The organism is Nocardia speluncae NBRC 108251 (genome assembly GCF_001613245.1).
GTDB lineage: Bacteria > Actinomycetota > Actinomycetes > Mycobacteriales > Mycobacteriaceae > Nocardia > Nocardia speluncae.
Genome location: NZ_BDBZ01000007.1, coordinates 434,302 through 455,045 on the forward strand (window position 1 = coordinate 434,302; position 20,744 = coordinate 455,045).

Annotated in this window: 20 protein-coding genes; 16 read left to right on the top strand and 4 right to left on the bottom strand. The window is 65.6% G+C overall.

What is annotated here, in order from left to right:
• Window positions 1-4: 4 nt before the first annotated feature.
• Complete coding sequence (locus NS6_RS34640) at window positions 5-178, top strand: hypothetical protein (protein WP_157112692.1); 174 nt, start codon at window positions 5-7, stop codon at window positions 176-178.
• Between the two features lie 106 nt (window positions 179-284).
• Here NS6_RS34640 and NS6_RS11405 read toward each other — a convergent pair whose 3' ends face one another.
• Window positions 285-1,352 (bottom strand): DUF1214 domain-containing protein, encoded by a 1,068-nt coding sequence (locus NS6_RS11405; RefSeq protein ID WP_157112693.1) that lies wholly within the window; start codon window positions 1,350-1,352, stop codon window positions 285-287.
• A gap of 195 nt (window positions 1,353-1,547) precedes the next feature.
• Between NS6_RS11405 and NS6_RS11410 the strand changes: the two genes are divergently transcribed.
• The 3 genes from NS6_RS11410 to NS6_RS11420 all read left to right on the top strand — a co-directional run bounded on the left by NS6_RS11410 (window position 1,548) and on the right by NS6_RS11420 (window position 5,123).
• On the top strand, window positions 1,548-3,338 hold the full coding sequence (locus NS6_RS11410) for an N-acyl-D-amino-acid deacylase family protein (RefSeq protein WP_245669251.1): 1,791 nt from the start codon (window positions 1,548-1,550) through the stop codon (window positions 3,336-3,338).
• 70 nt (window positions 3,339-3,408) lie between these two features.
• Window positions 3,409-4,482 (top strand): TauD/TfdA family dioxygenase, encoded by a 1,074-nt coding sequence (locus tag NS6_RS11415; RefSeq protein ID WP_068040367.1) that lies wholly within the window; start codon window positions 3,409-3,411, stop codon window positions 4,480-4,482.
• 65 nt (window positions 4,483-4,547) lie between these two features.
• Window positions 4,548-5,123 carry a TetR/AcrR family transcriptional regulator gene (locus NS6_RS11420; RefSeq protein WP_068040369.1) on the top strand — a complete coding sequence of 192 codons (576 nt, stop codon included), beginning with the start codon at window positions 4,548-4,550 and terminating at the stop codon, window positions 5,121-5,123.
• Between the two features lie 290 nt (window positions 5,124-5,413).
• Here the strand turns inward: NS6_RS11420 and NS6_RS11425 are convergent, their stop codons facing one another.
• Window positions 5,414-6,481 carry a DUF1214 domain-containing protein gene (locus NS6_RS11425; protein WP_157112694.1) on the bottom strand — a complete coding sequence of 356 codons (1,068 nt, stop codon included), beginning with the start codon at window positions 6,479-6,481 and terminating at the stop codon, window positions 5,414-5,416.
• 270 nt (window positions 6,482-6,751) lie between these two features.
• Window positions 6,752-7,585 carry an NAD(P)H-binding protein gene (locus NS6_RS11430; protein WP_068040640.1) on the bottom strand — a complete coding sequence of 278 codons (834 nt, stop codon included), beginning with the start codon at window positions 7,583-7,585 and terminating at the stop codon, window positions 6,752-6,754.
• A gap of 742 nt (window positions 7,586-8,327) precedes the next feature.
• Here NS6_RS11430 and NS6_RS11435 point away from each other — a divergent pair.
• From NS6_RS11435 to NS6_RS11455, 5 genes are all read left to right on the top strand, one after another.
• Window positions 8,328-8,774 carry an Rrf2 family transcriptional regulator gene (locus NS6_RS11435; RefSeq protein ID WP_068040372.1) on the top strand — a complete coding sequence of 149 codons (447 nt, stop codon included), beginning with the start codon at window positions 8,328-8,330 and terminating at the stop codon, window positions 8,772-8,774.
• A gap of 90 nt (window positions 8,775-8,864) precedes the next feature.
• A complete protein-coding gene (locus NS6_RS11440) occupies window positions 8,865-10,370 on the top strand; it encodes an MFS transporter (RefSeq protein ID WP_084470968.1) in 1,506 nt (501 codons plus the stop codon).
• A gap of 40 nt (window positions 10,371-10,410) precedes the next feature.
• Window positions 10,411-11,304 carry an LLM class F420-dependent oxidoreductase gene (locus NS6_RS11445; RefSeq protein ID WP_068040376.1) on the top strand — a complete coding sequence of 298 codons (894 nt, stop codon included), beginning with the start codon at window positions 10,411-10,413 and terminating at the stop codon, window positions 11,302-11,304.
• A 75-nt stretch (window positions 11,305-11,379) separates the two neighbouring features.
• Window positions 11,380-12,156 carry an SDR family oxidoreductase gene (locus NS6_RS11450; protein WP_068040378.1) on the top strand — a complete coding sequence of 259 codons (777 nt, stop codon included), beginning with the start codon at window positions 11,380-11,382 and terminating at the stop codon, window positions 12,154-12,156.
• Window positions 12,156-13,028, top strand: coding sequence for a TIGR03619 family F420-dependent LLM class oxidoreductase (locus NS6_RS11455; RefSeq protein ID WP_068040380.1), 873 nt, complete (start codon window positions 12,156-12,158; stop codon window positions 13,026-13,028). Before NS6_RS11450 ends, NS6_RS11455 begins: the two co-directional genes overlap by 1 nt.
• A 156-nt stretch (window positions 13,029-13,184) precedes the next feature.
• On the opposite strand, the gene NS6_RS11460 is transcribed toward NS6_RS11455, so the two are convergent.
• Window positions 13,185-13,754, bottom strand: a complete 570-nt coding sequence (locus tag NS6_RS11460; RefSeq protein WP_068040382.1) for a flavin reductase family protein — start codon at window positions 13,752-13,754, stop codon at window positions 13,185-13,187.
• A gap of 354 nt (window positions 13,755-14,108) precedes the next feature.
• On the opposite strand from NS6_RS11460, the gene hsaA reads away from it, so the two are divergent.
• The 7 genes from hsaA (at window position 14,109) to NS6_RS11495 (ending at window position 20,598) form a co-directional block, all read left to right on the top strand.
• Window positions 14,109-15,275, top strand: coding sequence for a 3-hydroxy-9,10-secoandrosta-1,3,5(10)-triene-9,17-dione monooxygenase oxygenase subunit (hsaA, locus tag NS6_RS11465; RefSeq protein WP_068040384.1), 1,167 nt, complete (start codon window positions 14,109-14,111; stop codon window positions 15,273-15,275).
• A 206-nt stretch (window positions 15,276-15,481) separates the two neighbouring features.
• On the top strand, window positions 15,482-15,844 hold the full coding sequence (locus NS6_RS11470) for a hypothetical protein (RefSeq protein WP_157112695.1): 363 nt from the start codon (window positions 15,482-15,484) through the stop codon (window positions 15,842-15,844).
• The gene (locus NS6_RS11475) at window positions 15,841-16,719 is read left to right on the top strand and encodes an IclR family transcriptional regulator (protein WP_068040388.1); all 879 of its coding nucleotides are present in this window, start codon (window positions 15,841-15,843) and stop codon (window positions 16,717-16,719) included. Before NS6_RS11470 ends, NS6_RS11475 begins: the two co-directional genes overlap by 4 nt.
• A 177-nt stretch (window positions 16,720-16,896) precedes the next feature.
• On the top strand, window positions 16,897-17,841 hold the full coding sequence (locus NS6_RS11480; RefSeq protein WP_068040390.1) for an ABC transporter permease: 945 nt from the start codon (window positions 16,897-16,899) through the stop codon (window positions 17,839-17,841).
• On the top strand, window positions 17,838-18,740 hold the full coding sequence (locus tag NS6_RS11485) for an ABC transporter permease (RefSeq protein ID WP_068040391.1): 903 nt from the start codon (window positions 17,838-17,840) through the stop codon (window positions 18,738-18,740). The genes NS6_RS11480 and NS6_RS11485 overlap by 4 nt, the downstream gene beginning before the upstream one ends.
• 2 nt (window positions 18,741-18,742) lie before the next feature.
• Entirely contained in the window at window positions 18,743-19,768 is a 1,026-nt protein-coding gene (locus NS6_RS11490) for an ABC transporter ATP-binding protein (RefSeq protein WP_068040393.1), read from the top strand.
• Entirely contained in the window at window positions 19,765-20,598 is an 834-nt protein-coding gene (locus NS6_RS11495; RefSeq protein ID WP_068040396.1) for an ATP-binding cassette domain-containing protein, read from the top strand. The genes NS6_RS11490 and NS6_RS11495 overlap by 4 nt, the downstream gene beginning before the upstream one ends.
• Window positions 20,599-20,744: the final 146 nt, after the last annotated feature.

The following is a 20,744-nucleotide window of genomic DNA, read 5'->3' on the forward strand; positions in this document are numbered from 1 at the left end:
TGAGATGCCCGCGACGGGGACCGCCGACCTCGACACGACCCTTGAAGCGCTGCTTCCGATGCGGGTCGAACAGGGCTGCGACCTGGTCGCGATCAAGCCGGCCTGTTTCATCGACGATCCAGATGAGATGGCCGGCTTCTGTCGCGCAGTTGTCGACCGAATAGATGCCATGTTCTGAGTCCTGCCGGCTCCCGCGGTGCACGGTACCGCGGATTGCTTGCGTGGGTCGGCGACCCGATATGTATTTGGCGCCAACAGGACTGATGCGCTGGGCCCGCCGGTCTTCAGAGCTTGACGACCTTGCAGGTCGGTAGCGGGTGGCTGTCGGCCTTGACCCAGCGCAGCAGTGCGGTGCCCTCGTTATGGAAGCCTGTGGAGATCCAGTTGCCGTAGCCGGGGTCTTCGGCGGAGACCACGATTGTCAGGGTGCCGTCGTCGTTGAGTTCGGCGGTGTGGTTGTTGATGTAGATGTTCATCCGGTCGTGGTCGAGCGATTCCATCCACCAGTTCTGTAGGACGAAGTTCCAGTATTCGCAGTCGGGGACTTCGGTGTCGATGACCCAGGCTTCGCCGGGTGCGAGCTTCCAGTAGCCGTGGATATAGAAGATCGTCGGGTCGCCACCGGCCTGCTGGAAGAAGTCCTGGCCCCAGTCGGGCAGCTCGTTCGGCCGCTGCATGAACATCTTGGTCCACCGCTGGAACGTGGCGGCCGTGCCCTTGACCAAGTCTGTGGTGGTTTTCAGCTGCCGGGCGAAAACCTCGGGGTCGAGTGGTTGCGGTGCGGGGATCTCGTCGATCAGCTCGATGTGCACCTGTGCCGCGGTTTCGGTGCTGCGATCCTGGAAGGATTGGCGACCGACCAGATTGGTGGTGTCCGGCCCGAGCGGGAGCCAAGCGCCCTCCGCGGGTTTGTCGACGCTGGCGATGATGCTGAACCGGCCGTCGTCGTCGACGGGGATCTCGTCGTTGCCGATCTCACCGGTGGACGCCATGGTGCCGTCGATGTGATACCGGCTGGCCTTCGAGCCGAAGGTCAGTAGTGGAACAGTGCCGCGCGTTCCACTGATCCGGTAGCGGTACTTGGGCGAGATCCGCGCGCCCATATAGATATTGTCCGGATTATCGGCGCCGATCTTGCACTTGAGATGGGGGTCCAGCGCGTTGGTGATCGCGGGGTAGAGGGGGTCGGAGTTCTCGATCGAGTTGAGCGAGGCGTAGCGGAGCAGGCGGATCAGGTAGCGAACCCCTTCGGCCTGATTCAGCGGGTCCTGCGGGGCCGCCTCGTCGATCAGTGACTGCCCTGCTTCCCGTAGCTCGTCGCAGAAGTCGTTCCATGCCTTGTTCACGGTCATCCCGATCCTCCCGGTCGTCGGCGGCTGCTCCGGAAGGTACCGGCTGCGAAGGGAGCATGCGGCCCGGGCATCCCGGTGACCGGGACCACCCGGTGGTCAGGTCAGGTGTGCACAAGCTCTTGCCCAGATTTAGCCACTTGGCTAAAGTGGAATGTGCCGGCCCGTTGCCGAGGATGCAGTTCTACTGCGGCCCTTGTGATCAAAGCCCAGCGAGGCCGTTCAGATCGTGACCTCAGAGAGGTGAACATGAACAATTTTGATCTCGTTGTTCGCAACGGCACTGTTATCGACGGCTCCGGCGGCCTGCCTCGGCAGGCGGATATCGCTGTCCGTGGCGGCGTTATCGCCGCGGTAGGCAACATCAACGGCGCTGGACGTGAAGAGATCGATGCGCACGGCCGGCTCGTAACCCCGGGCTTCATCGATGTCCACACCCACTACGACGGCCAAGTCACGTGGGAGAACAACCTGGTGCCGTCGACCAATCATGGTGTGACAACTGTCGTCATGGGCAACTGCGGTGTGGGATTCGCGCCGTGTAAACCCGAACACCGCGATATGTTGATCGAACTCATGGAGGGTGTGGAGGACATTCCCAATGTTGTGCTGAGCGAGGGTGTGGACTGGCAATGGACCAGCTACCCCGAGTATCTCGACTACCTGGGTCGGCGTCAGTTCGACGCCGATATCTGTAGCTACGTTCCCCACGCCGCCCTGCGCACGTTCGTCATGGGCGAGCGAGCCTTCCACCGGGAACCTGCCACTTCGGAAGAGATCGAGACAATGGCCTCTCTTCTGGAGGAGTCGATTCGAGCCGGCGCCTTCGGTTTCGGCACCTCGCAGACGATGTTCCACCGATCCAGCGACGGCCGGCCGACGCCGACCCTGGCCGCGACAGAAGAAGAGTACGCAGGTCTGGCCGCGGCCCTCGATCGTGCCGGTGCAGGTCTTATCCAGTTCGTCATCGAGTACAACGACGACTGGGAGCAGGTCGTGGACATGGGCCTGCGCCAGGCACGGGCGTTCGGCCGGCCCTTCACCATGTCACTGGTTCAAAGCCACGGTCGCCCCGGCATCTGGCGCTCGATCCTGGACAAGTTCGACGAATTCAACGCCACTGGCGGCGAAGCCACGCTGCAGGCCCTACCGAGGCCGCTGGGGGTCCTGCTGGGGCTCGAGCTGACCCTGAACCCCTTCTATTCCACCCCGGCTTATCTGGCGCTGGCCGATATGGCGCTGGCCGACCGCGTCCGCGAACTGCGGCGACCGGAGGTCAAGGAGCGCATCCTGTCCGAGGCAAACGATCCCGATCCGGACATCCAGATCGGGATGCGGGTGCGCGACTTCGACCAGCTCTATGAGATGGGTGAAGGTTTCGACTACGAGCCTCCCGCAGACAGCAGCATCGGTGCGCAGGCCGAACGCCTCGGGGTTTCTCCCGAAAGTCTGGTCTACGACAAGTTGTTGGATAAGGATGGCCGCAACATTCTCTATCTCGCCTTCTCGAACTATGCCGACTTCTCCCTGGAACCGGCCCGCGAGATGCTGCTCAATCAGCACGCTGTTCCGGGGCTGGGTGACGGCGGGGCACACCTCGGGGTCATCTGCGACGGCAGCATTTACACCCACCTGCTCACGCACTGGGGCCGCGACCGCACGCAGGGCGAGAAAGTTCCCCTGCCTCATCTGATCCATCTGATGACCGAGCGGTGCGCAGAGATGATGGGCTTGCGGGATCGTGGGTTGATCGCACCGGGCTACCGTGCCGACCTGAACGTGATCGATCTGGACAACCTCGCGGTGGAGCTGCCACGCGTCGTCCGCGATCTGCCTGCCGGCGGCCGGCGCCTGATGCAGGCCGCGCGCGGCTACACCGCCACCATCGTCAACGGTGTCACCGTGTCCCGAGACGGAAAGCCGACGGGCGCCTTGCCGGGTCACCTCGTTCGAGGCCCGCAACCAGCGCCTTCACCGTGCCGAACGTGATGTTGCCCGCATGAGGCGCACGAATGGCCCTGTCCTGCGAGAAGAATCCCCGCTCCCTCCCGGAGGAACAATGAACGACATTCGCACACCGGTCGGCGGCCGCTCCGCCTGGCTCGGCAGCACGCTGGACTACCGTCGGGACGGCCTCTGGCAGTTGTCCACGGCAGAGCTCGGCGAGATCGATGCGGCACTGACCACGCTGAAGCGGGGTGGTGATCTCGACCTGCCCGAGATCACACCGGAAAATTTCGCGCTGCCCACCGTCGGGCGGTTCCTGACCCGGCTGCGCGACGAGCTGTGGTCGGGGCGCGGCTTCGTGCTGATCCGGGGACTGTCCCGCGAGCGGTACAGCGACGACGATCTGGCCCGGATCTATTGCGGCCTGGGCGTTCACCTGGGTGACATCATTCCCCAGTCGGGCAACGGCGAGCTCCTGGGACACGTGCTGAACGTGGCCGACCTTGTCGACGAACCGGTTCGCGGCTACCGGTCCGCGCAGGCGCAGAACATGCACAGCGACGGTCACGACGTGGTCTCGCTGCTCTGCCTGCGCGAGGCGAAATCCGGCGGCGCCAGCCGTATCGCCAGCGCGGCCGCGATCCACGACCGCATGATCGAAACGAATCCCGAACTGGCCCGCGTGCTCTACGGCGGCATGCCGGTGATGCGCAGCCGGCTGGACGCCGAACGTGGCGACGGCAAAATCGTGACGCCCCGCAACGTCGCGCTGTTCACCAAGACCGACGGTGTTTTCAGCTCATGCGTCCACGTCGCCCAGACCCGCGACGCCGCCCGAGCCGGTTATTTCGACATCACGCCCGAACAGGAAGCCGCGTTGGACCTGTTCTGTGAACTGTCGTCCTCGCCCGAGTTCTACCTCGATATGGACATCGCGCCCGGCGATATCCAATTCCTCAACAACCGTCTGATCGTGCACGGCCGCACCGCCTACCAGGATCACGAGGATGTCAACCGGCGTCGTCATCTGATGCGGCTCTGGGTGCACGTCCCGTCGTGGCCGCGGCGTCCTACCGACCAGCAGGACATCTATTCGATGGACGACCTGCCGCTCTGGGCCCGGTTCCGCACACCTTTCATGGAGATGCCGCAACGCTACATGGCCAAGATGACGGCCAGACAGTAGCGGGCGCGGCCCGGCTGGAGTGGCGATGGCATTGCGACCGAAGAGAAGATGGATACGGTACCGATGTGACAGAAACAACGACCTCGGCAGCCCGCGAGCGAGTGATCGCCCGTCTCGTTGCGGCCGCCCGCCCACTCTTCGCGGAGAAAGGCACGAGTGCGGTTTCGCTGCGCGAAGTAGCAGCGGCAGCCGGCGTCAACTACGGACTGATCCACCACTACATCGGGACCAAGGGCGATCTTCTCGAGCTCGTTCTGCAACGAGCATCGGCCGAATGGGTCGACTATTTCGTAGAGGCACCGACAGCCGACGATGCGGTCACCCACATCATGAGACCGAAATCTTCCGAATACGCTCGCATCGTCGCACGGTCGATCCTCGCCGGGGAGACACCCGAGGCCCTCCTCGGCCGGTCCCCGGCGTTGGCGGCGCTGAGCCGGCGCATCGCAGACGATATCGACAGCCCGTCCGACTCGGACCACGACGCTCGGATCGCCGTGGCCGCGATAACGGGCATGGCTCTCGGCTGGGGCATATTCGGGCGATACGTTCAGGATATCGCCGGCCTCGGTGATGTGGCCGAGGACGAGGTCACCGAGGCGGTGTACGCGCTGCTGCGCCGAGGTATCGACCACAGGTAGGGATCTGTCCGGGGGTTCGTGCACCGAATTCACGCCGACCGGTCGCCGAATGCGCCCGGATCACGTGGTCGGAGTTTTCGGGTCGGCGGCCGTAGTCGACAGCGAGGACGTCGATCTCGGCGATCGAATCGAGCGGGCCTTCCCGAACGCGGGCCGGTGACGCAGTCCTCACCTGAACGACGCGGTCGCACAACCGAATCCGAACCCCGCGGCTTCCAGCTCCCGGGCCATGGTGCCGAAACGCGCTCGAGGACAGGCATGTCCTCGAGCGGGCATCGTTGTGCCGGTCGTCAGAGCGTGATCACCTTGCAGGTGGGCAGCGGGTGGTGGTCGGCCTTCACCCAGCGCAGCAGCGCGGTTCCTTCGGCGTGGCCCGCGGTGCTCAGCCAGTTGCCGTAGCCGGGATCTTCGGCGGAGACCACGATCGTCAGGGTGCCGTCGTCGTTGAGTGTGGCAGTGTGGTTGTTGATGTAGATGTTCATCCGGTCGTGGTCCAGTGATTCCATCCACCAGTTCTGTAGGACGAAGTTCCAGTATTCGCAGTCGGGGACTTCGGTGTCGATGACCCAGGCTTCGCCGGGTGCGAGCTTCCAGTAGCCGTGGATATAGAAGATTGCCGGGTCCCCACCGGTTTTCGCGAAGACCTCCTGCCCCCAATCGGGCAGCTCGTTGGGCTTCTCCATGAACCACTTGGTCCAGTGCAGGAACGTGGCGGCCGTGCCCTTGACCAAGTTGGTGGTCGTTTTCAGCTGCCGGGCGAAGATTTCGGGGTCGAGTGGTTGCGGTGCGGGGATCTCGTCGATCAGCTCGATGTGCACCTGGGCCGCGGTTTCGGTGCTGCGATCCTGGAAGGATTGTCTCCCGACGATGTTGGTGGTGTCCTCGGCCAGGGGGAGCCAGGCTCCCTCGGCAGGCTTGTCGACGCTGGCGATGATGCTGAACCGGCCGTCTTCGTCGACGGGGATCTCGTCGTTGCCGATCTCACCGGTCGACCTCAAGGTCCCATCGGTGCCGAAGCCGTTGATCTTCGACCCGAACGTCAGCAGTGGCACGGTGCCACGGGTACCACTGATCCGGTAACGGTGCTTTCCGGAAACCGCGGCCCGCATGTAGATATTGTCCGGATTGTCGGCGCCGATCTTGCACTTGAGATGTGGGTCGAGCGCGTTGGTGATTGCGGGGTAGAGGGGGTCGGAGTTCTCGATCGAGTTGAGCGAGGCGTAGCGGAGCAGGCGGATCAGGTAGCGAACCCCTTCGGCCTGATTCATGGCGTCCTGCGGCGCATCGGGGTCCATCAGTGACTGCCCGGCCTCGCGCAGGTCGTCACAGAAGTCGTTCCATGCCTTGTTCACGGTCATCGGATCCTCCACGGTCGATGGGTGCCGGTCCCTTCGTCACAACGTAGGACCGGTGTATCGGGGCGCGGTGAGACATCTCAGTGTGCAGGACGCCGCAGTTCGATCACCTGCACGCTGGTTCTGACCCCGAACCCGGACACCACTTGCGTACGGATTGCGACACCACCTGTTGGAGCGCGATGTTCGTGATCGCGAAATTCGACACCACTGAAAGGCCGGTGGTGGCGCGATGATCGTGCTTCACCGATCGCTTTCCACGCCACCGGCCCCTCACCGGAAAGCGTCGACGTTCTCCTCGGCCCATTGCGCGAAGGTCCTGGCCGCTGAGCCCGTCACCCGCGGGACCGTGTCGCGCACCCGTAACAGAGCGTCGTTGACGTCGCCGCCGGTCACGTCCAGGACGGCGTCGGCGGCGTCTTCACCGAAGACCGCGATCATGCTCGCGCGGGCGTCCTCCCGGGCGACCTCGGCGAACTCTATGTCCCGGTTCAGCAGCCCGGCGATTGTTCCGACCTGCTGACGCGCGCTGACCGGTGCGGGACCGGTCAGCGCATACCGTTGCCCCCGGTGGCCGGGCTCGGTCAGCGCGACCCGGACCACCGACGCAATGTCAGCGGGGTGAATCGTGGGCAGCCCGGTGTCGGCATAAGGCACCTGAACGGGCTGCCCCGCTTGAATAGTCGATGCCCACATCAGGGCATTGGACGCGAACTGCGTCGGCCGCAGGATTGTCCAGTCCATTCCGCTGGCCTCGAGGAGCTTTTCGACCGCCGCATTGTCGGCAGCGGGACCGAGATGGGGATGGGTCTCCACGGTAATCGACGACACCAGCACCATATGCTCGACACCGGCCCGGCGGGCGCGGTCGATGATCTCGGCATCCGGCCCGAGCCGCGGAACGAGGAACATCGACCGCACCCCGTCCAGAGCGGCCGTCAGCGAGGAGATATCGGCCAGATCACCCTCGACAGCGTCGACACCGGCTGGGAAGGCGGCCCCAGCGGCATCACGGGTGAGTGCTTTGATCGGCACTGCGCCGAACGCGCGCAACTCCTTCAGCAACGAGCTTCCGATGTTCCCGGTGGCTCCCGTGACCAGAATCATGAGCATGTCCTCTCGCGTGGGATCAACTGCCGCTCACGCTAAGACCTCAACTTAAGTCGAGGTCAAGGTGGGGCGGAATCGCTGATCCAGCCGTGCAACCCTCGCTGCAATTCGCTCGCGCGGGGGTCGCACACGCGGCTCCGGCGACCCGAGCTTCTCCTCGGTCACAGTGTTGCCCTCCGCGAGGGGCGGGCCCTGGCCGCTGTCGAGGCCGGACAGGCTTGTCCCGAGACGAACTCGGAAAGGGTCACCTCGGCGGTCAGGTGCGCGCCCGCGCACCCACTCTGCGCCCTCGGTGTCAACCGTGTGGGGGAATCTCAGAGGCTCTGATCCGGCCGCCGGGAATGTCGAGACGCGCTGAGGGTGTGGGAGAGAGCGGCTCCGGTGCAGATCGGTGCTCGTGTTCCGTGGGGACGGGCGTGATCACGTAGAACGGCTCGTAGAAGACATGTAGCCCACCCGCGTGGTGATCACGTCGGGACCGCCTGTGGGGCATCGACGGCAAGCGCTATCTCCCGGATGACGCAGGAGTCCGCGAATCGGATCGTGTCACGGCAGGCTCCGCAGAGGGACGTACCGGTCTCGATAACTGCAACTGTGATAGTTTCAGTTCAACGTAGATCGAGGCCGAAGGTGGCAGGCGTGCGGACTGTAGTCGTGCAGGGTGGGGCCGACGGGGTCGGGAATGGCCTGGCCTCGGCGTGCCTGCGGCGAGGTTCGAGTCGAGGAAGGTAGAGCACTGATGGCAGTCAGCACCCGTACCGCGGTCGCCGCCCACGCGTTGACGTTCCTGGCTCGCTGGCGCGATGACGGGTGGCAGTCCTCGGCGAAGATCGCCGAAAGCCTGGAGAGCAACCCGGTCCTGGTCCGCCGCGTCCTGGGGATGCTCCGGGCCAGGGGCCTGGTCGCCTCCGCCGAGGGCAGCGGGGGCGGCTGGCAACTGGCTCGTCCAGCTGAGCAGATCACGCTCTTCGACGCCTACGCCGCCGTCGAGGACGGCACCAGCGTCCTGCCGACCCACGCTCATCCACCCAACCAGAGCTGTGTGATCGGACGTCACATGCAAGCTCTCCTGGAAGACGAATTCACTGCCGCGCAACGCGCGGTGGAGGAGCGCCTGTCCCAAACCAGTGTCGCCGATCTGCTCCGCACCATCCTGGGCCGCGACCACACCACCACCGGCTCGTAGCGCCTCACCACCGCGGCCCCCGGTCGCGGGCTTTTCGCGACCAAAACTGCAACCACGACGATTACAGATTTCGGCATGATCGGAGCTTTCATGAACTCACCTTCGCCCCGGCCCGACGGCGTCGTGTCGCTGGCACGCCTGCTACTCGTGCTGGTCCCGGCGATGCTGCTGGTCCCGGTCGCCAGCGACATGGTCTCCCTTGTCCTGCCGCGCATCGCGGGCCGGTTCGATGCCTCGACGCCTCAGGTGGCCTGGGTGGTGACCGGGTTCTTGCTGGCGTGTGCGATCGGCATCCCGATCTACGGCCGGATGGCCGACAGCTACAGCCTGCGCCGGCTCTTCGTCATCGCGCTGGCCGTGTTCGGGATCGGGAACCTGATCAGTGCCCTCGCACCGAATCTGCTGCTCCTGGTGGCCGCGCGTATCGCGTCCGGCGCAGGGGGCGCCGCGATCCCCGTGCTCGCCATCGTGGCCGCCACCCGGCTTCTGCCCCGGGGCCAGGCCGCGATCGGGGTCGGGTTCATCGCCGCCGCCGGAGGTCTGGGCACCGCGCTCGGCCCAGCCATCGGCGGCGGCCTCGGACAGGCACTCGGCTGGCGGGCATTGTTCTGGCTGCTCGCTGTCTGGGCGGTCGGCCTCATCCCCGCCGTCCTGCGCGTCATCACCGACACACAGCCGGCCGATACCCGCCGTATCGACCTTCTCGGCGGCATCCTGCTCGGCGCCGGCGCAGGCCTGCTGCTGTTCGGCATCACCCGAGCCGAAGGCACCCACGGGTTCACCGCCCCCTCGTCATGGGGCGCACTGCTGGCCGGAGCAGCCACGGCGGCGCTCTTCGCGTGGCGCACTCGTTCCGCTACGGACCCATTCGTGCCACCGTCGCTGTTCACCCACCGCGGCTACCTCGCCGCGGCCTCGGTGATCTTCCTGGCGATGATGGTCAACCTCACCACCCTTGTGCTCGTCCCCCTTCTCCTCATCGACGTCAACGGGCTCACCCTCGGCCAAGGCGCGCTGGTCATGATCCCCGGCGGACTGGCACTGGCCGCCCTCGCACCACTGGCCGGACGCATCGGCGCCAAAGGCGCCAACGAGGGCACCGTCGCACTGGCCGGACTGAGCATCATCGCGGCCTCGATGCTGTTCCTGTCCACCTTCGCCGTCGGAGCCTCCGCCGTGTGGGCCGGTGTGGCGGTGTTCGCGCTCGGTGCCGGATTCGCACTCGTCGTCACGCTCACGACCAGCGCGCTCGGCCACCTCCTCCCACCGGACCAGTTCGGCGCCGGAGTCGGCATCTTCCAGGGTGCCCAGTTCCTCGGCGCAGGCACCGGCCCCGCATTGTTCGGCGTCCTGCTCTCGGTCCGCCAGGCCGGCGACACCGAGCCGATCAATCCGCTCTACACCGGGAACGCGTCCGCCTACTCCGACACCTTCCTCATCCTGACCCTGATCACCGTGCCGGCCGCGGTCGCCGCACTGCGCCTGCGAAACGCGCGAGCGGATCACCCGACCCGACTCGCCGCGGCGCTCAGGACTTCCCGGTGGCCGGGATCACGGCTGCCCGAGCATGCGGGCGCCGATAGCGTGGACCGGTGACGTCGACAGAGCGCACTGTGCCGCAACTGCGGATCGAGCGATGAGACTGGGGCTGTCCACACCCGTGGTCATCAAGGTCCCCGGCCACACTGCGGCCTGGGAGGACACTGCGGGAATCGCGGAGATCACCCGGGTGGCCGAGCTGGCCGACAGGTTGGGCTTCCACTTCCTCACCTGTAGCGAACATATCGCGATGCCACCAGGTATTCCGTCGCCGCAATTGCCACAGGGCCGGGGCACCCGCTACTGGGATCCGCTGGCGACGTTGTCCTGGCTGGCCGCTCGTACGGACAACATTCGGCTGCTGACCAATGTTCTCGTGCTCGGATACCACCATCCGCTCGCCATCGCCAAACGCTACGGAACCCTCGACCGGATGAGTGGCGGCCGGGTCCGGCTCGGCCTCGGTGTCGGCACGGCCGAAGAGGAGTTCCGGACGCTGGGGGCGGAGTTCGAGGACCGAGGTGCCCGGGCCGACGACGCGATCCGGGCGTTGCGGGCGGCGCTGTCTCGAACCGATCCCGAATACCACGGCGAGTTCTACGATTTCGCCGGTCTGGTGGTCGATCCGTGCGCGGTACAGCGCCGGGTGCCACTATGGGTGGGCGGACATTCCGAACGCGCACTCCGCCGGGCCGTTACGCTGGCGGACGGATGGATTCCCGGCGCCCCGAACGCCGATACCGTTCGGACGATGCTGGCCTCCTACCCCGACCGGCCCGCCGGCTTCGAGGTCGTCTCGGGCGCCGGTGGCGCGATGGATCCACTGAAAAGTCCCGGCCGGGTGGCGGATACGCTCGGTGCGCTGGCGCAGGCGGGCGTCACGATGGTGCCTTTCCGGCCGGTGAACCGGTCGCTGGAGCACTACTGTGAACAGCTCGAGGCCGTCGCTGCGCTGGACATCTTCGAGCCGCTCGTTCCGGCATCCCGGTGACCGGGATCCTTGCCGGTTCCGGCGCGACCGGTCCCTAGGTTGAGGACACACACCAGCCCCAGGGGAGAAGTCACCATGCCACGTCAGGTCGTCGTCACCGGAGCTGCTTCGGGGATCGGTGCGGCCACGGCCGCGATGCTCACCGCACAGGGTGACGAGGTGATCCGCGTCGACCAGCGCAACGCCGATATCGTCGCCGATCTTTCGGCCCGTGGTGGGCGTGCGCAGGCAGTGGCGGGAGTACTCGAGCGGACCGGTGGGGTGGTCGATGCCGTGGTCGCCTGTGCGGGGACTTCGTCGCTGTCGCCGCAGGACATCACCGTGAACTTCTTCGGTGTGGTGGAGATCCTCGAAGGCCTGCGGCCGGCGCTGGCCGAAGCGTCCGCGCCCCGGGTGGCGGTCACCGCCTCGATCTCCTCCACTCAGCAGACCGACCCCGATGTGGTCGCGGCCTGCCTCGACCTCGACGAGCAGCGTGCGGTGGCCATCGCGCAGAAGGTACATGCCGAGGGCCGCGGGAACCAGCTGTACGCGAGTTCCAAGAACGCGCTGGCCCGCTGGCTGCGCCGGACGGCGATCACCGACGAATGGGCCGCCGCCGGTATCCCGTTGAACGCCGTCGGTCCCGGTGTGGTCTGCACACCGATGACTGCGGAACTGCGGTCCTCGGCGCAGGGCAGGGCGATGATGAAACGGGCGGTGCCTTCCAAACTCGGTGGCTGGATGGAGCCGGAGGTGATCGCCGACGTACTGGTCTGGCTGGTCCGTCCCGGGAACACTCATACGACCGCCCAGCTGATTTTCATCGACGGCGGCGCCGAGGCCGTCGTACGTGGAGAGGAGGCCTTCTGATGAAGTGGGCATTGTCCGGCGCGATGATCGGTGCGCGTGAGCTGCTCGAACTCGCTCCCGCAGCCGAGGAAGCCGGCTATCACAGCATCGCCCTGCCCGACTCGGTGTTCTACCCGGAAAAGGTCTCGGCGGACTACCCCTACACCCCCGACGGTAAGCGGATGTGGCCCGCAGAGATGCCGATGCCCGACCCGTTCATCACGATGTCGGCGATGGCCGCCGTCACGGAGCGGCTGGAGTTCTCCACGAACGTGCTCAAGCTGCCACTGCGTGACCCGCTGCTCACCGCCAAGCAGATCGCGACGATGGCGGTACTGTCCGGCAACCGGATCGGTATCGGGGTCGGGCTCTCCTGGATTCCGGAAGAGTTCGCCTTTACCCGGACCGAGATGCGTACCCGTGGCGCGCGCACCGACGAGGCCATCGAGATCATCAAAGCCGTATGCGCCGGCAACGGTCCGGAGTGGGTCGAATACCACGGTAAGCACTACGATTTCGACCGGTTGATGATCAGTCCTGCACCCGACCGGCCTGTGCCGGTGTACGTCGGTGGCCACAGCGAGCCCGGCCTCCGGCGTGCTGCGCGGGCCGGTGACGGCTGGATCTCGGTAAATGTTCCGGCCGATCAGCTGAAGGTGGCCATCGGCCGGCTGGCCGAGCTCCGCGCCGGATACGGCCGTTCGGAGCTGCCGTTCGAGATCGACGTGTCACCGACCGACGTCGGCGACGTCGCCGGCTACCGCGAGATCGAGTCGGCCGGCGCGACCATCTGCCGGGTCACACCCTGGCGGATCTTCGACGCGGAGCAGACCACCGCCGGCCGGATCGGCGCACTACGCCGGTTCGCCGACGAGGTGATAGCGAAGTACTGAGGTACAGGCATCGGACGAGGTTGCAGCCCCGGTCGTCACGCGACGACAGGTGTTTCGCGACGTACCCACCTGTCCGATCGGTTCGTCGGCGCGATATGAGGAACGGACGCGCGGCCCACCCCGCCGTCCTGTCGACCGGATCGGTGGGGTCGTGGCTCAGCCCCAGCGGTCGCCCCGGCCCCAGGCATCGGGAGCAGGCGCATCGGGTTCGTTGTTGTCGACGCCGAACTTTCCGCGGAAGAAGATCATCGGCCGGTTCGCCTCGTCGGGTCCATCGATGGCGAGTACCCGTCCGATGACGACATCGTGGTCACCGGCTACGTGGACATCCGCGACCTCGCAGTGCACTCGGAGCAGTCCGTCATCGAACAGTGGGGTTCCCCACACAGATTCGTGCCAGACCAGACCGCCGAACTTCTCTCCTCGGCTGGACCCGAAGCGCGCGCAGATATCGCCCTGGTCCTCACCGAGAACGCTGACATTGAACCGGCCGGACTTACGGATCCGCGGCCATGCCCGGCCGCGATGGTCGGCGCAGAAAAGCACCAGCGGCGGGTCGAGGGAGACGCTGGCGAAGGACTGGCAGGCGAAGCCGACCGGCTCCCCGTCGTCGATTCCCGATACGATCGTGACGCCGCTCGCGAAGGTGCCCATTGCCCGGCGCATCTCGAGGGGAGTCGGTATGCCGCGATCGGTTTGTGCCGGTGCGGTCGTGGTGGTCTGCATCGCGCCTCCTCAGAGGCTCTCGGGCGCCGTCGGGCGCACTGATCGGCAATCGACAATGTAGGTGCGGTCTGCTCCCGGCCTCCGGTATTTCCCGGTCAACGGGATCGTTTCCGGGCGCCCCCGGATGCTCGGTGAACTTCCGTTCGATGACCAGTACCCATTCGTTGCTGCGCAGCTGTGAGCGCCCGTCGGCGCATCCGCCGACATTGTCGCGGCCCGGTCTGTTCATCAACTGGGCGGCGCCGGGTCTCATGGGGAGAGGTTTCTCACTGGCCGAGACATGGTGCACCGATACGGCGCGGAAAAGCCCACGATCCGGGTGTCGCCTGCGGGTCGGTTTGAGGACGGAGAACGATGACCAACGAGATTCTCGACAAGGTTCGGCCGCTGTTACCCAAGATCACCGAACGCGCCAAGGCAACGGATATCGACGGCGCAGTATCGCCCGAGGCCATCGCCGAACTCAAGGAGACGGGGGTCTTCCGGATGCTCCAGCCGCGGCGCTTCGGTGGGCTCGAGTGCGACCCGGTGCAGTTCTACGAGGTCGTCCGGGCGATTTCGGGTGCGTGTGGTTCGACCGGATGGGTGACCTCGGTTCTCGGCGTTCATCCGTGGCAACTGGGTCTGTTCGACGCCCGGGCCCAAACAGAGGTATGGGGCGAGGATCCGGACACACTGATCTCGTCGGCGTACGCGCCCGTGGGGCGCCTCAAACAGGTCGAGGGCGGCTTCGAACTCAGCGGCCACTGGAGCTTTTCTTCGGGCTGCGCTCATGCGTCGTGGGCCGTGCTGGGTGGACTGGTGACCGGCGCCGGGGGTAAACCCGTCGACGTCATCACACTGCTGGTGCCGCAGACGGATTACCGCATCGACGAGGTCTGGGATGTGACCGGCCTACGAGGCACGGCGAGCAACGATATCGTCGTGGACAAAGCGTTCGTACCCGATCATCGCACGATCCGGAATTACGAACAGGCACACCTGCGGGGTCCGGGACAGAAGGTCAATACCGGCCCGCTCTACCGGATGCCGTTCGCCTCGATCTTCACCTCGACGATCACCGCGCCGGTAATCGGTGGGGTCGCCGGTTGTTATACGGCCTATATCGCCGAGATGCGGAACCGGATCCGCCTCAGTTTCGGCGGCGGCCGCTACTCCGAGGATCAGTTCGCTCACGTTGCCGTGGCGCGCGCCGCGTCCGAGATCGATGCCGCAATATTACAAATGGACCGCAACATCAGCGAGCTCTACGCCTATGCCGTCCGGGGTGCCGACATTCCCGCCGAGCTGCGGTTGCGTACGCGTCGTGACCAGGTCCGCGGCACCGAACGGGCCCTGGAGGCGATCGACATTTTGTTCAAGACCGCGGGCGGCAATTCCCTCAAGCGGGGAAATCCGATCGAGCGTTCCTGGCGGGACGCGCATGCCGGAAGTGTGCACGTGGCAAACGATGTGGAGCGGGCTCTGGCGATGTACGGACGAGGCGAATTCGGCTTCACGGTCGAGGACACCTTTGTGTGAGTGCCCGGCCCGGCCACTTGCGCGACTCACCTTGCCGGAGCGGCTGATCGATGATTCTGCCGAAAACCCTCCTGCACGTGTGGTTCGGCTGCTACCGTCACCTTCCAAGCGCTTGTTTGGTGACTTATCCGCCGGAATATCGCCCGTTGGTGGGTTTTTCGGACCGGAATCATCAGGCGCCCAGAAACGCGAGAGGACCTGCGTCCATGAGCGGACCGGACGTGCAGACCGAATCGAAAATCGAGGCCGAGGCCATCGTGCCCGGCCGGGGAGCGGCTGGTCGTGTGGCCGCGACCGCGGCCGGTACCCACCCGCTGGACGCGGGGTCCTACTACACCTGCACCGCGGCTCCGAGGGGTACCCGGAGCGCCCGGGGGACGCAGTGTGACGAGTACTGCCGGGGGCTCGGTCCGCTCGGCGCCACCGAACCAGGGCCGGCCCCAGCGAGGGCCTTCGGCCCCAACAGCAGTCGGCACAAGGACGGCGGTCTGCACATTGCCGAAGCACTCGCCTTCGGTCCGATCGTCGACAAGATCGCAGCAGCGGCGACAACAGGAGGATCCTCATGACAACACTGATCCAGGATGCCGGGTGCGCCACCCCGGCGCCCGCGCCGTCGTCGATGCTCGACCGGATGACGCTGATCATGGAATGCTTCACCTCGGGCCCGGCGCAGCTGGCCCTCGAGGACGTCGTCGCGGCCACCCAACTGCCGAGATCCACCACCCATCGGATCCTCGTGGACCTGGTGCGCTTGGGTTGGCTGGGGCGAACCCGGGACGGCTACGGTCTGGGTATTCGGCCGCTGGCGCTCCAGGGCAACAACGTACACGGACGCCTCCGTGAGGCGACCGCCGAAACCTTGCACGACCTCGCCATCCGCACCGGGATGGTGGTCCACCTGGCCGTCCTGGTCGACACCGAGATCCTCTACCTCGACAAGGTGGGCGGTCGTTTCGCTACCCGGGTTCCCTCCCGGGTCGGTGGACGCGCGCCCGCGCACTCGACCGGCGCCGGGAAGGCGATGCTCGCGTGGCTGCCGCCGGAGCAGGTCGATCGCCAGCTGGAGGGGGCCATCGGGCGGCTCACCGCCCGGACCATCTGCCGTATCTCGACACTGCACCAGGAACTCGCACGTATCCGCAACCGTGTCGGCGGCCTGACTTTCGAACGCGGCGAATGCTTTCCGGAGGTAGCGTGCGTAGCCGCCGCCATCCGCTCGCCCGAAGGACCCGTCGCCGGCATTTCGTTGTGCGGAAATATCGATTCGAATCTGGAGATCGTGGCACCGTTGGTAGCACAGGCGGCACGTGCGGTGTCGGAGGAGCTGTTCCCACGCCGCAAGTCTTCCTGCGGCCCGGCAGCCGCGCCGGTGGCCGAGGGTTGGTCTGCCGAAGCATTGGACTCGTTGCTGACCGTCGGAACGGGCTCGGACTGGATCTGAAGGCGGCAGGCCGAACCTCTGCCGATACTGCGCGACCACACACTCCCGGTCACTGGGAACGTGGAATGTGACCTGTATCGCTCAACTTATATTCGTCCTGCGGAGGCGCCGCCGCAGCTCAGACGCTCGGAACAGGCATCGACGATGGCTGGCCCTGCATAACGATGGTGGAGTGCTATGACCCGATTCATCACCAAACGCCTGCTATTGGCGGTGCCGACGATCATTCTGGTGACCCTGCTGGTGTTCGTACTCATGGAGCTTTCTCCCACGGACCCGGCGGCGGCGTTGGCAGGCGACAACCCGACACCGGAACGTCTCGCGGAGTTGCACCAGATGCTCGGGCTGGATAAGCCGTTCCATACCCGCTACTTCGAATGGGGATGGAACGCACTCCAGGGCGACTTCGGGGTCTCGGCGGTGACGCACCAGTCGGTGGTATCGGACCTGATGTTCCGCCTCCCGATCACCGCTTCGTTGGTGATCCTGGCGCTGATCTTCAGTCTCGTGATGGGCGTCGGCCTGGGCGCGGCCGCAGCCCTGAACAAAGGGGGTGTCATCGACTGGATCATGAACGGGATCGCCAACCTGCTGATGGCGATCCCACCGTTCGTGGCCGCCGTTCTCCTGGTGCTCTTCCTGGCGATCATGTCCCCGGTATTTCCGGCCACCGGTTATGCCAACCTGTCCGAGGGGATCGGTCCGTGGCTTCAATCCAGCACCCTCCCTGCGCTTTCGCTCGCGATCATCCCCGGCGCATTGCTGATGCGACAGGTGCGCGGCGCCCTGGTGGACGCCCTCGAGGAAGACTACGTGCGCACCGCCCGAGCCAAGGGCCTGCAGCGCCGGATGGTGGTCGGCAAGCATGCCGCGAAAAATGCCGCGGTGCCGGTCGTTACGGTTCTCGGCCTGGTGGTCACCAGTATGTTGAGCGGCGCCGTCGTCGTCGAGAAGATCTTCGCTATCCCGGGGCTGGGGTCCTTGAGCGTGGAGTCCGTGCTCAACGGTGACCTGATCACCCTGCAGGGCATGGTCCTGCTCGTCGCGGTGATCGTGACCCTCGTCAATCTGCTGATCGACGCTTCCTACGGCTACTTCAACCCGAGACTGAGGACCCGATGACTACTCGCCGAACTCCAGGTGCCCCCGTGCGGGTCCTGCGTTTCAAGGTGCGCCGGCGGTTGAAGAGCCGAGTGCTGAAACGACTGTTGCACAACAAGATTGCAGTCGCCTCCATGGTGGTCCTGTTCTTGCTGATTGTGGTTGCGGCTGTGGGGCCGCTGCTGGCACCCCACGACCCGAACGCAGTCTCGCTGTCACAGCGGCTCATGGGTCCGTCCGGTGCGCACTGGCTCGGCACCGACGAACTGGGTCGCGATGTGCTGAGCCGGGTGATCGTCGCGACCAGGGTCGACCTGCTCGCCTCCGCCCAGGCTGTCGGTCTGGCGCTGCTGATCGGGGTACCGCTCGGTATCGTCGCGGGGTACGCCGGCGGGGTGGCCGACGCCTTGTTGAGCCGAATCATCGACGCACTCATGACGTTGCCGCCGCTGATTCTCGCGGTCGTCGTCGTCGCCATTCTCGGTCCGGGTCTGCACAATGCGATGCTTGCGATCGCGATTCTCATCGTGCCGAGTTTCTATCGCATCGTCCGGGCCTCCACGGAGGGGGCACGTAGCGAGCTCTACATCGAGAGTGCCCGAGCGAGTGGTTGCAGTAGCTGGCGCATTCTGTGGCGACACATCTTGCCCGCGGTTTCGCCGCCACTGCTGGTGCAGGCGTCGTTCTCTGCGTCGGTGGTGATCGTGGCCGAGGCCAGCCTGTCGTTTCTGGGACTGGGTGCCCGTGCGCCGCAGGCGACGTGGGGGCTGATGCTCAGCGATGCGTCGGCGAACATCACCACGAGCAGTTACCTGATTTATCCGCCGGCCGTCATGGTCGCAATCACGATCCTGGCCTTCTCACTTCTGGGTGACGGCCTCCGCGACGCCCTCGGGCGCCAGACCACGGATGGGCGATGACGATGACTGCGATTGATACTGCGGGTACCGTCGGCACGGGCGAAATCGTCGTACAGGCGAGAGATCTGACGGTCGAGGTCGGCACCGAGCGTGGCCCGGTGACGATCGTCGACGGCGTCGATCTCGCCGTACGCCGCAACGAGGTGGTCGGTGTGGTCGGCGAGTCCGGCTCGGGCAAGACCGTCACTTCGCTCGCGGTGATGGGGCTGCTGCCCAAGAACGGCCGGATCAGCAGGGGGTCGGTGGAGCTGATGGGCCGGCGGATCTCGGACCTCGACGAGCGCGAGCTCGCCGACGTGCGTGGTGTGCAGGTGGCGATGATCTTTCAAGAGCCGCGACGCTGTCTCAACCCGGCCTTCACGGTCGGTGATCAGGTTGCGGAGTCGCTGCGGCGGCACCGAGGCTGGTCCCGCAAGCGGGCTATGGAGCGCACGGTGGAACTGTTCGAACTGGTCGAGATCCCACAGGCACGACATCGGGTGAAGCAGTATCCGCACGAGTTCAGTGGTGGCATGTGCCAGCGAGTGATGCTGGCGATGGCGCTCGCCTGTGACCCGATGATGCTTATCGCCGACGAACCGACCACCGCGCTCGATGTGACCGTACAACGCCAGGTGCTCGAGCTCATCCGCCGGCTTCAGGCCGAGCTCGGGCTGGGGCTGATGCTGATCACCCACGACCTCGGAGTGGTTGCCGAGATGTGTGACCGGGTCTCGGTGATGTACGCCGGACAGGTTGTCGAGGAAGCCGATGTCGACACGTTGTTCCACCACCCTGCGCACCCCTACACCAGCGCGCTTCTGCAATCGATGCTGGAGCCCACCCGTAGGGGCGAGCCGCTCGGCTATATCTCCGGTGTGGTGCCGGCGCCGCACCAGTTCCCGGCCGGCTGCCGATTCCAGGATCGATGTGGGCATGCCGCTGGGGATCCGTGCCGACGGCCCATTGCGCTACAGCCCGCCACCTCCGGTCATCTGAGCCGGTGCGCGCGGGTCGACGAACTCGTCTTGCCGGGGGTGGGAGCATGAACGCCCTCGGCCCCACACTGTCGGTAAAGGGGCTCACGAAGGTGTACGGCCGCCGCCCCACGTTGCTGCGTCGTAATCCGCACCGGCTGACCGCTGTCGACCACGTCGACTTCGACGTCGCCGCGGGTGAGACGCTGGGCCTGGTCGGCGAGAGCGGTGCCGGCAAGTCGACTGTCGGCCGGTTGGTTCTGCGATTGATCGAGGCCGATGAGGGGTCGATCAACCTGCTCGGCACCGATATCGCCGAGCTGTCGCGGATGGGGCTGCGCCGAATGCGATCGCACGCCACGATGATCTTTCAGGACCCGTATACCTCCCTGGATCCGAGAATGCTGATCAAGGACTCGGTGGCCGAGCCACTGATCGTTCACACCGACGATTCCCGGGCCACCAGGTACGAGAAGGCATTCGAGTTGCTCCAGCGCGTGGGGCTCGATCCCGCACATATGGAGCGCTTCCCCTATGAGATGTCGGGCGGCCAGCTGCAACGGGTGGCCATCGCCCGCGCACTGATCACCGATCCGTCGTTCATCGTGTGCGACGAGCCGGTCGCCGCTCTGGACGTCTCCACGCAGGCCCAGGTGATCAACCTACTCAATGAGCTACAGCAGGAGCGGGGCATTTCCTACTTGTTCATCTCCCACGACCTTCGGCTGGTTCGGCTGATCGCCGACGAAGTCGCGGTGATGCGCCACGGCCGGCTGCTGGAGATCGGTTCCGCGGAAAAGGTATTCACCGATCCTGAGGATGCCTACACACGTGAGCTCCTGGCCGCGATTCCCGGCCGTAGTCCGCGGCAACGCCGCTTCACCGCCGCGTCGTTCACCTGACCCGGTGGGCCGGCTCTTCACAGGATCGTGGGGTCGGCGCCGCGTTCGCAGATAGCCTCGGCGCCAAATCGGTTCCGGCGCTGATGATCAGCAACAGACGCCCGTAGCAAATACGGTTCACATTGCTAGGGTGCACGACAGGCTCA

Excerpts from the sequence above, each read along its gene's own strand:
- NS6_RS11480 (WP_068040390.1), top strand. The coding sequence starts at position 16,897 with ATGACCCGATTCATCACCAAACGCCTGCTATTGGCGGTGCCGACGATC.
- NS6_RS11485 (WP_068040391.1), top strand. The coding sequence starts at position 17,838 with ATGACTACTCGCCGAACTCCAGGTGCCCCCGTGCGGGTCCTGCGTTTC.
- NS6_RS11425 (WP_157112694.1), bottom strand. The coding sequence starts at position 6,481 with ATGACCGTGAACAAGGCATGGAACGACTTCTGTGACGACCTGCGCGAG.
- NS6_RS11430 (WP_068040640.1), bottom strand. The coding sequence starts at position 7,585 with ATGATTCTGGTCACGGGAGCCACCGGGAACATCGGAAGCTCGTTGCTG.
- NS6_RS11460 (WP_068040382.1), bottom strand. The coding sequence starts at position 13,754 with ATGCAGACCACCACGACCGCACCGGCACAAACCGATCGCGGCATACCG.
- NS6_RS11435 (WP_068040372.1), top strand. The coding sequence starts at position 8,328 with ATGGCAGTCAGCACCCGTACCGCGGTCGCCGCCCACGCGTTGACGTTC.
- NS6_RS11490 (WP_068040393.1), top strand. The coding sequence starts at position 18,743 with ATGACTGCGATTGATACTGCGGGTACCGTCGGCACGGGCGAAATCGTC.
- NS6_RS11475 (WP_068040388.1), top strand. The coding sequence starts at position 15,841 with ATGACAACACTGATCCAGGATGCCGGGTGCGCCACCCCGGCGCCCGCG.
- NS6_RS11445 (WP_068040376.1), top strand. The coding sequence starts at position 10,411 with ATGAGACTGGGGCTGTCCACACCCGTGGTCATCAAGGTCCCCGGCCAC.
- NS6_RS34640 (WP_157112692.1), top strand. The coding sequence starts at position 5 with ATGCCCGCGACGGGGACCGCCGACCTCGACACGACCCTTGAAGCGCTG.
- NS6_RS11415 (WP_068040367.1), top strand. The coding sequence starts at position 3,409 with ATGAACGACATTCGCACACCGGTCGGCGGCCGCTCCGCCTGGCTCGGC.
- NS6_RS11470 (WP_157112695.1), top strand. The coding sequence starts at position 15,482 with ATGAGCGGACCGGACGTGCAGACCGAATCGAAAATCGAGGCCGAGGCC.
- hsaA (WP_068040384.1), top strand. The coding sequence starts at position 14,109 with ATGACCAACGAGATTCTCGACAAGGTTCGGCCGCTGTTACCCAAGATC.
- NS6_RS11405 (WP_157112693.1), bottom strand. The coding sequence starts at position 1,352 with ATGACCGTGAACAAGGCATGGAACGACTTCTGCGACGAGCTACGGGAA.
- NS6_RS11440 (WP_084470968.1), top strand. The coding sequence starts at position 8,865 with ATGAACTCACCTTCGCCCCGGCCCGACGGCGTCGTGTCGCTGGCACGC.
- NS6_RS11450 (WP_068040378.1), top strand. The coding sequence starts at position 11,380 with ATGCCACGTCAGGTCGTCGTCACCGGAGCTGCTTCGGGGATCGGTGCG.
- NS6_RS11495 (WP_068040396.1), top strand. The coding sequence starts at position 19,765 with ATGAACGCCCTCGGCCCCACACTGTCGGTAAAGGGGCTCACGAAGGTG.
- NS6_RS11455 (WP_068040380.1), top strand. The coding sequence starts at position 12,156 with ATGAAGTGGGCATTGTCCGGCGCGATGATCGGTGCGCGTGAGCTGCTC.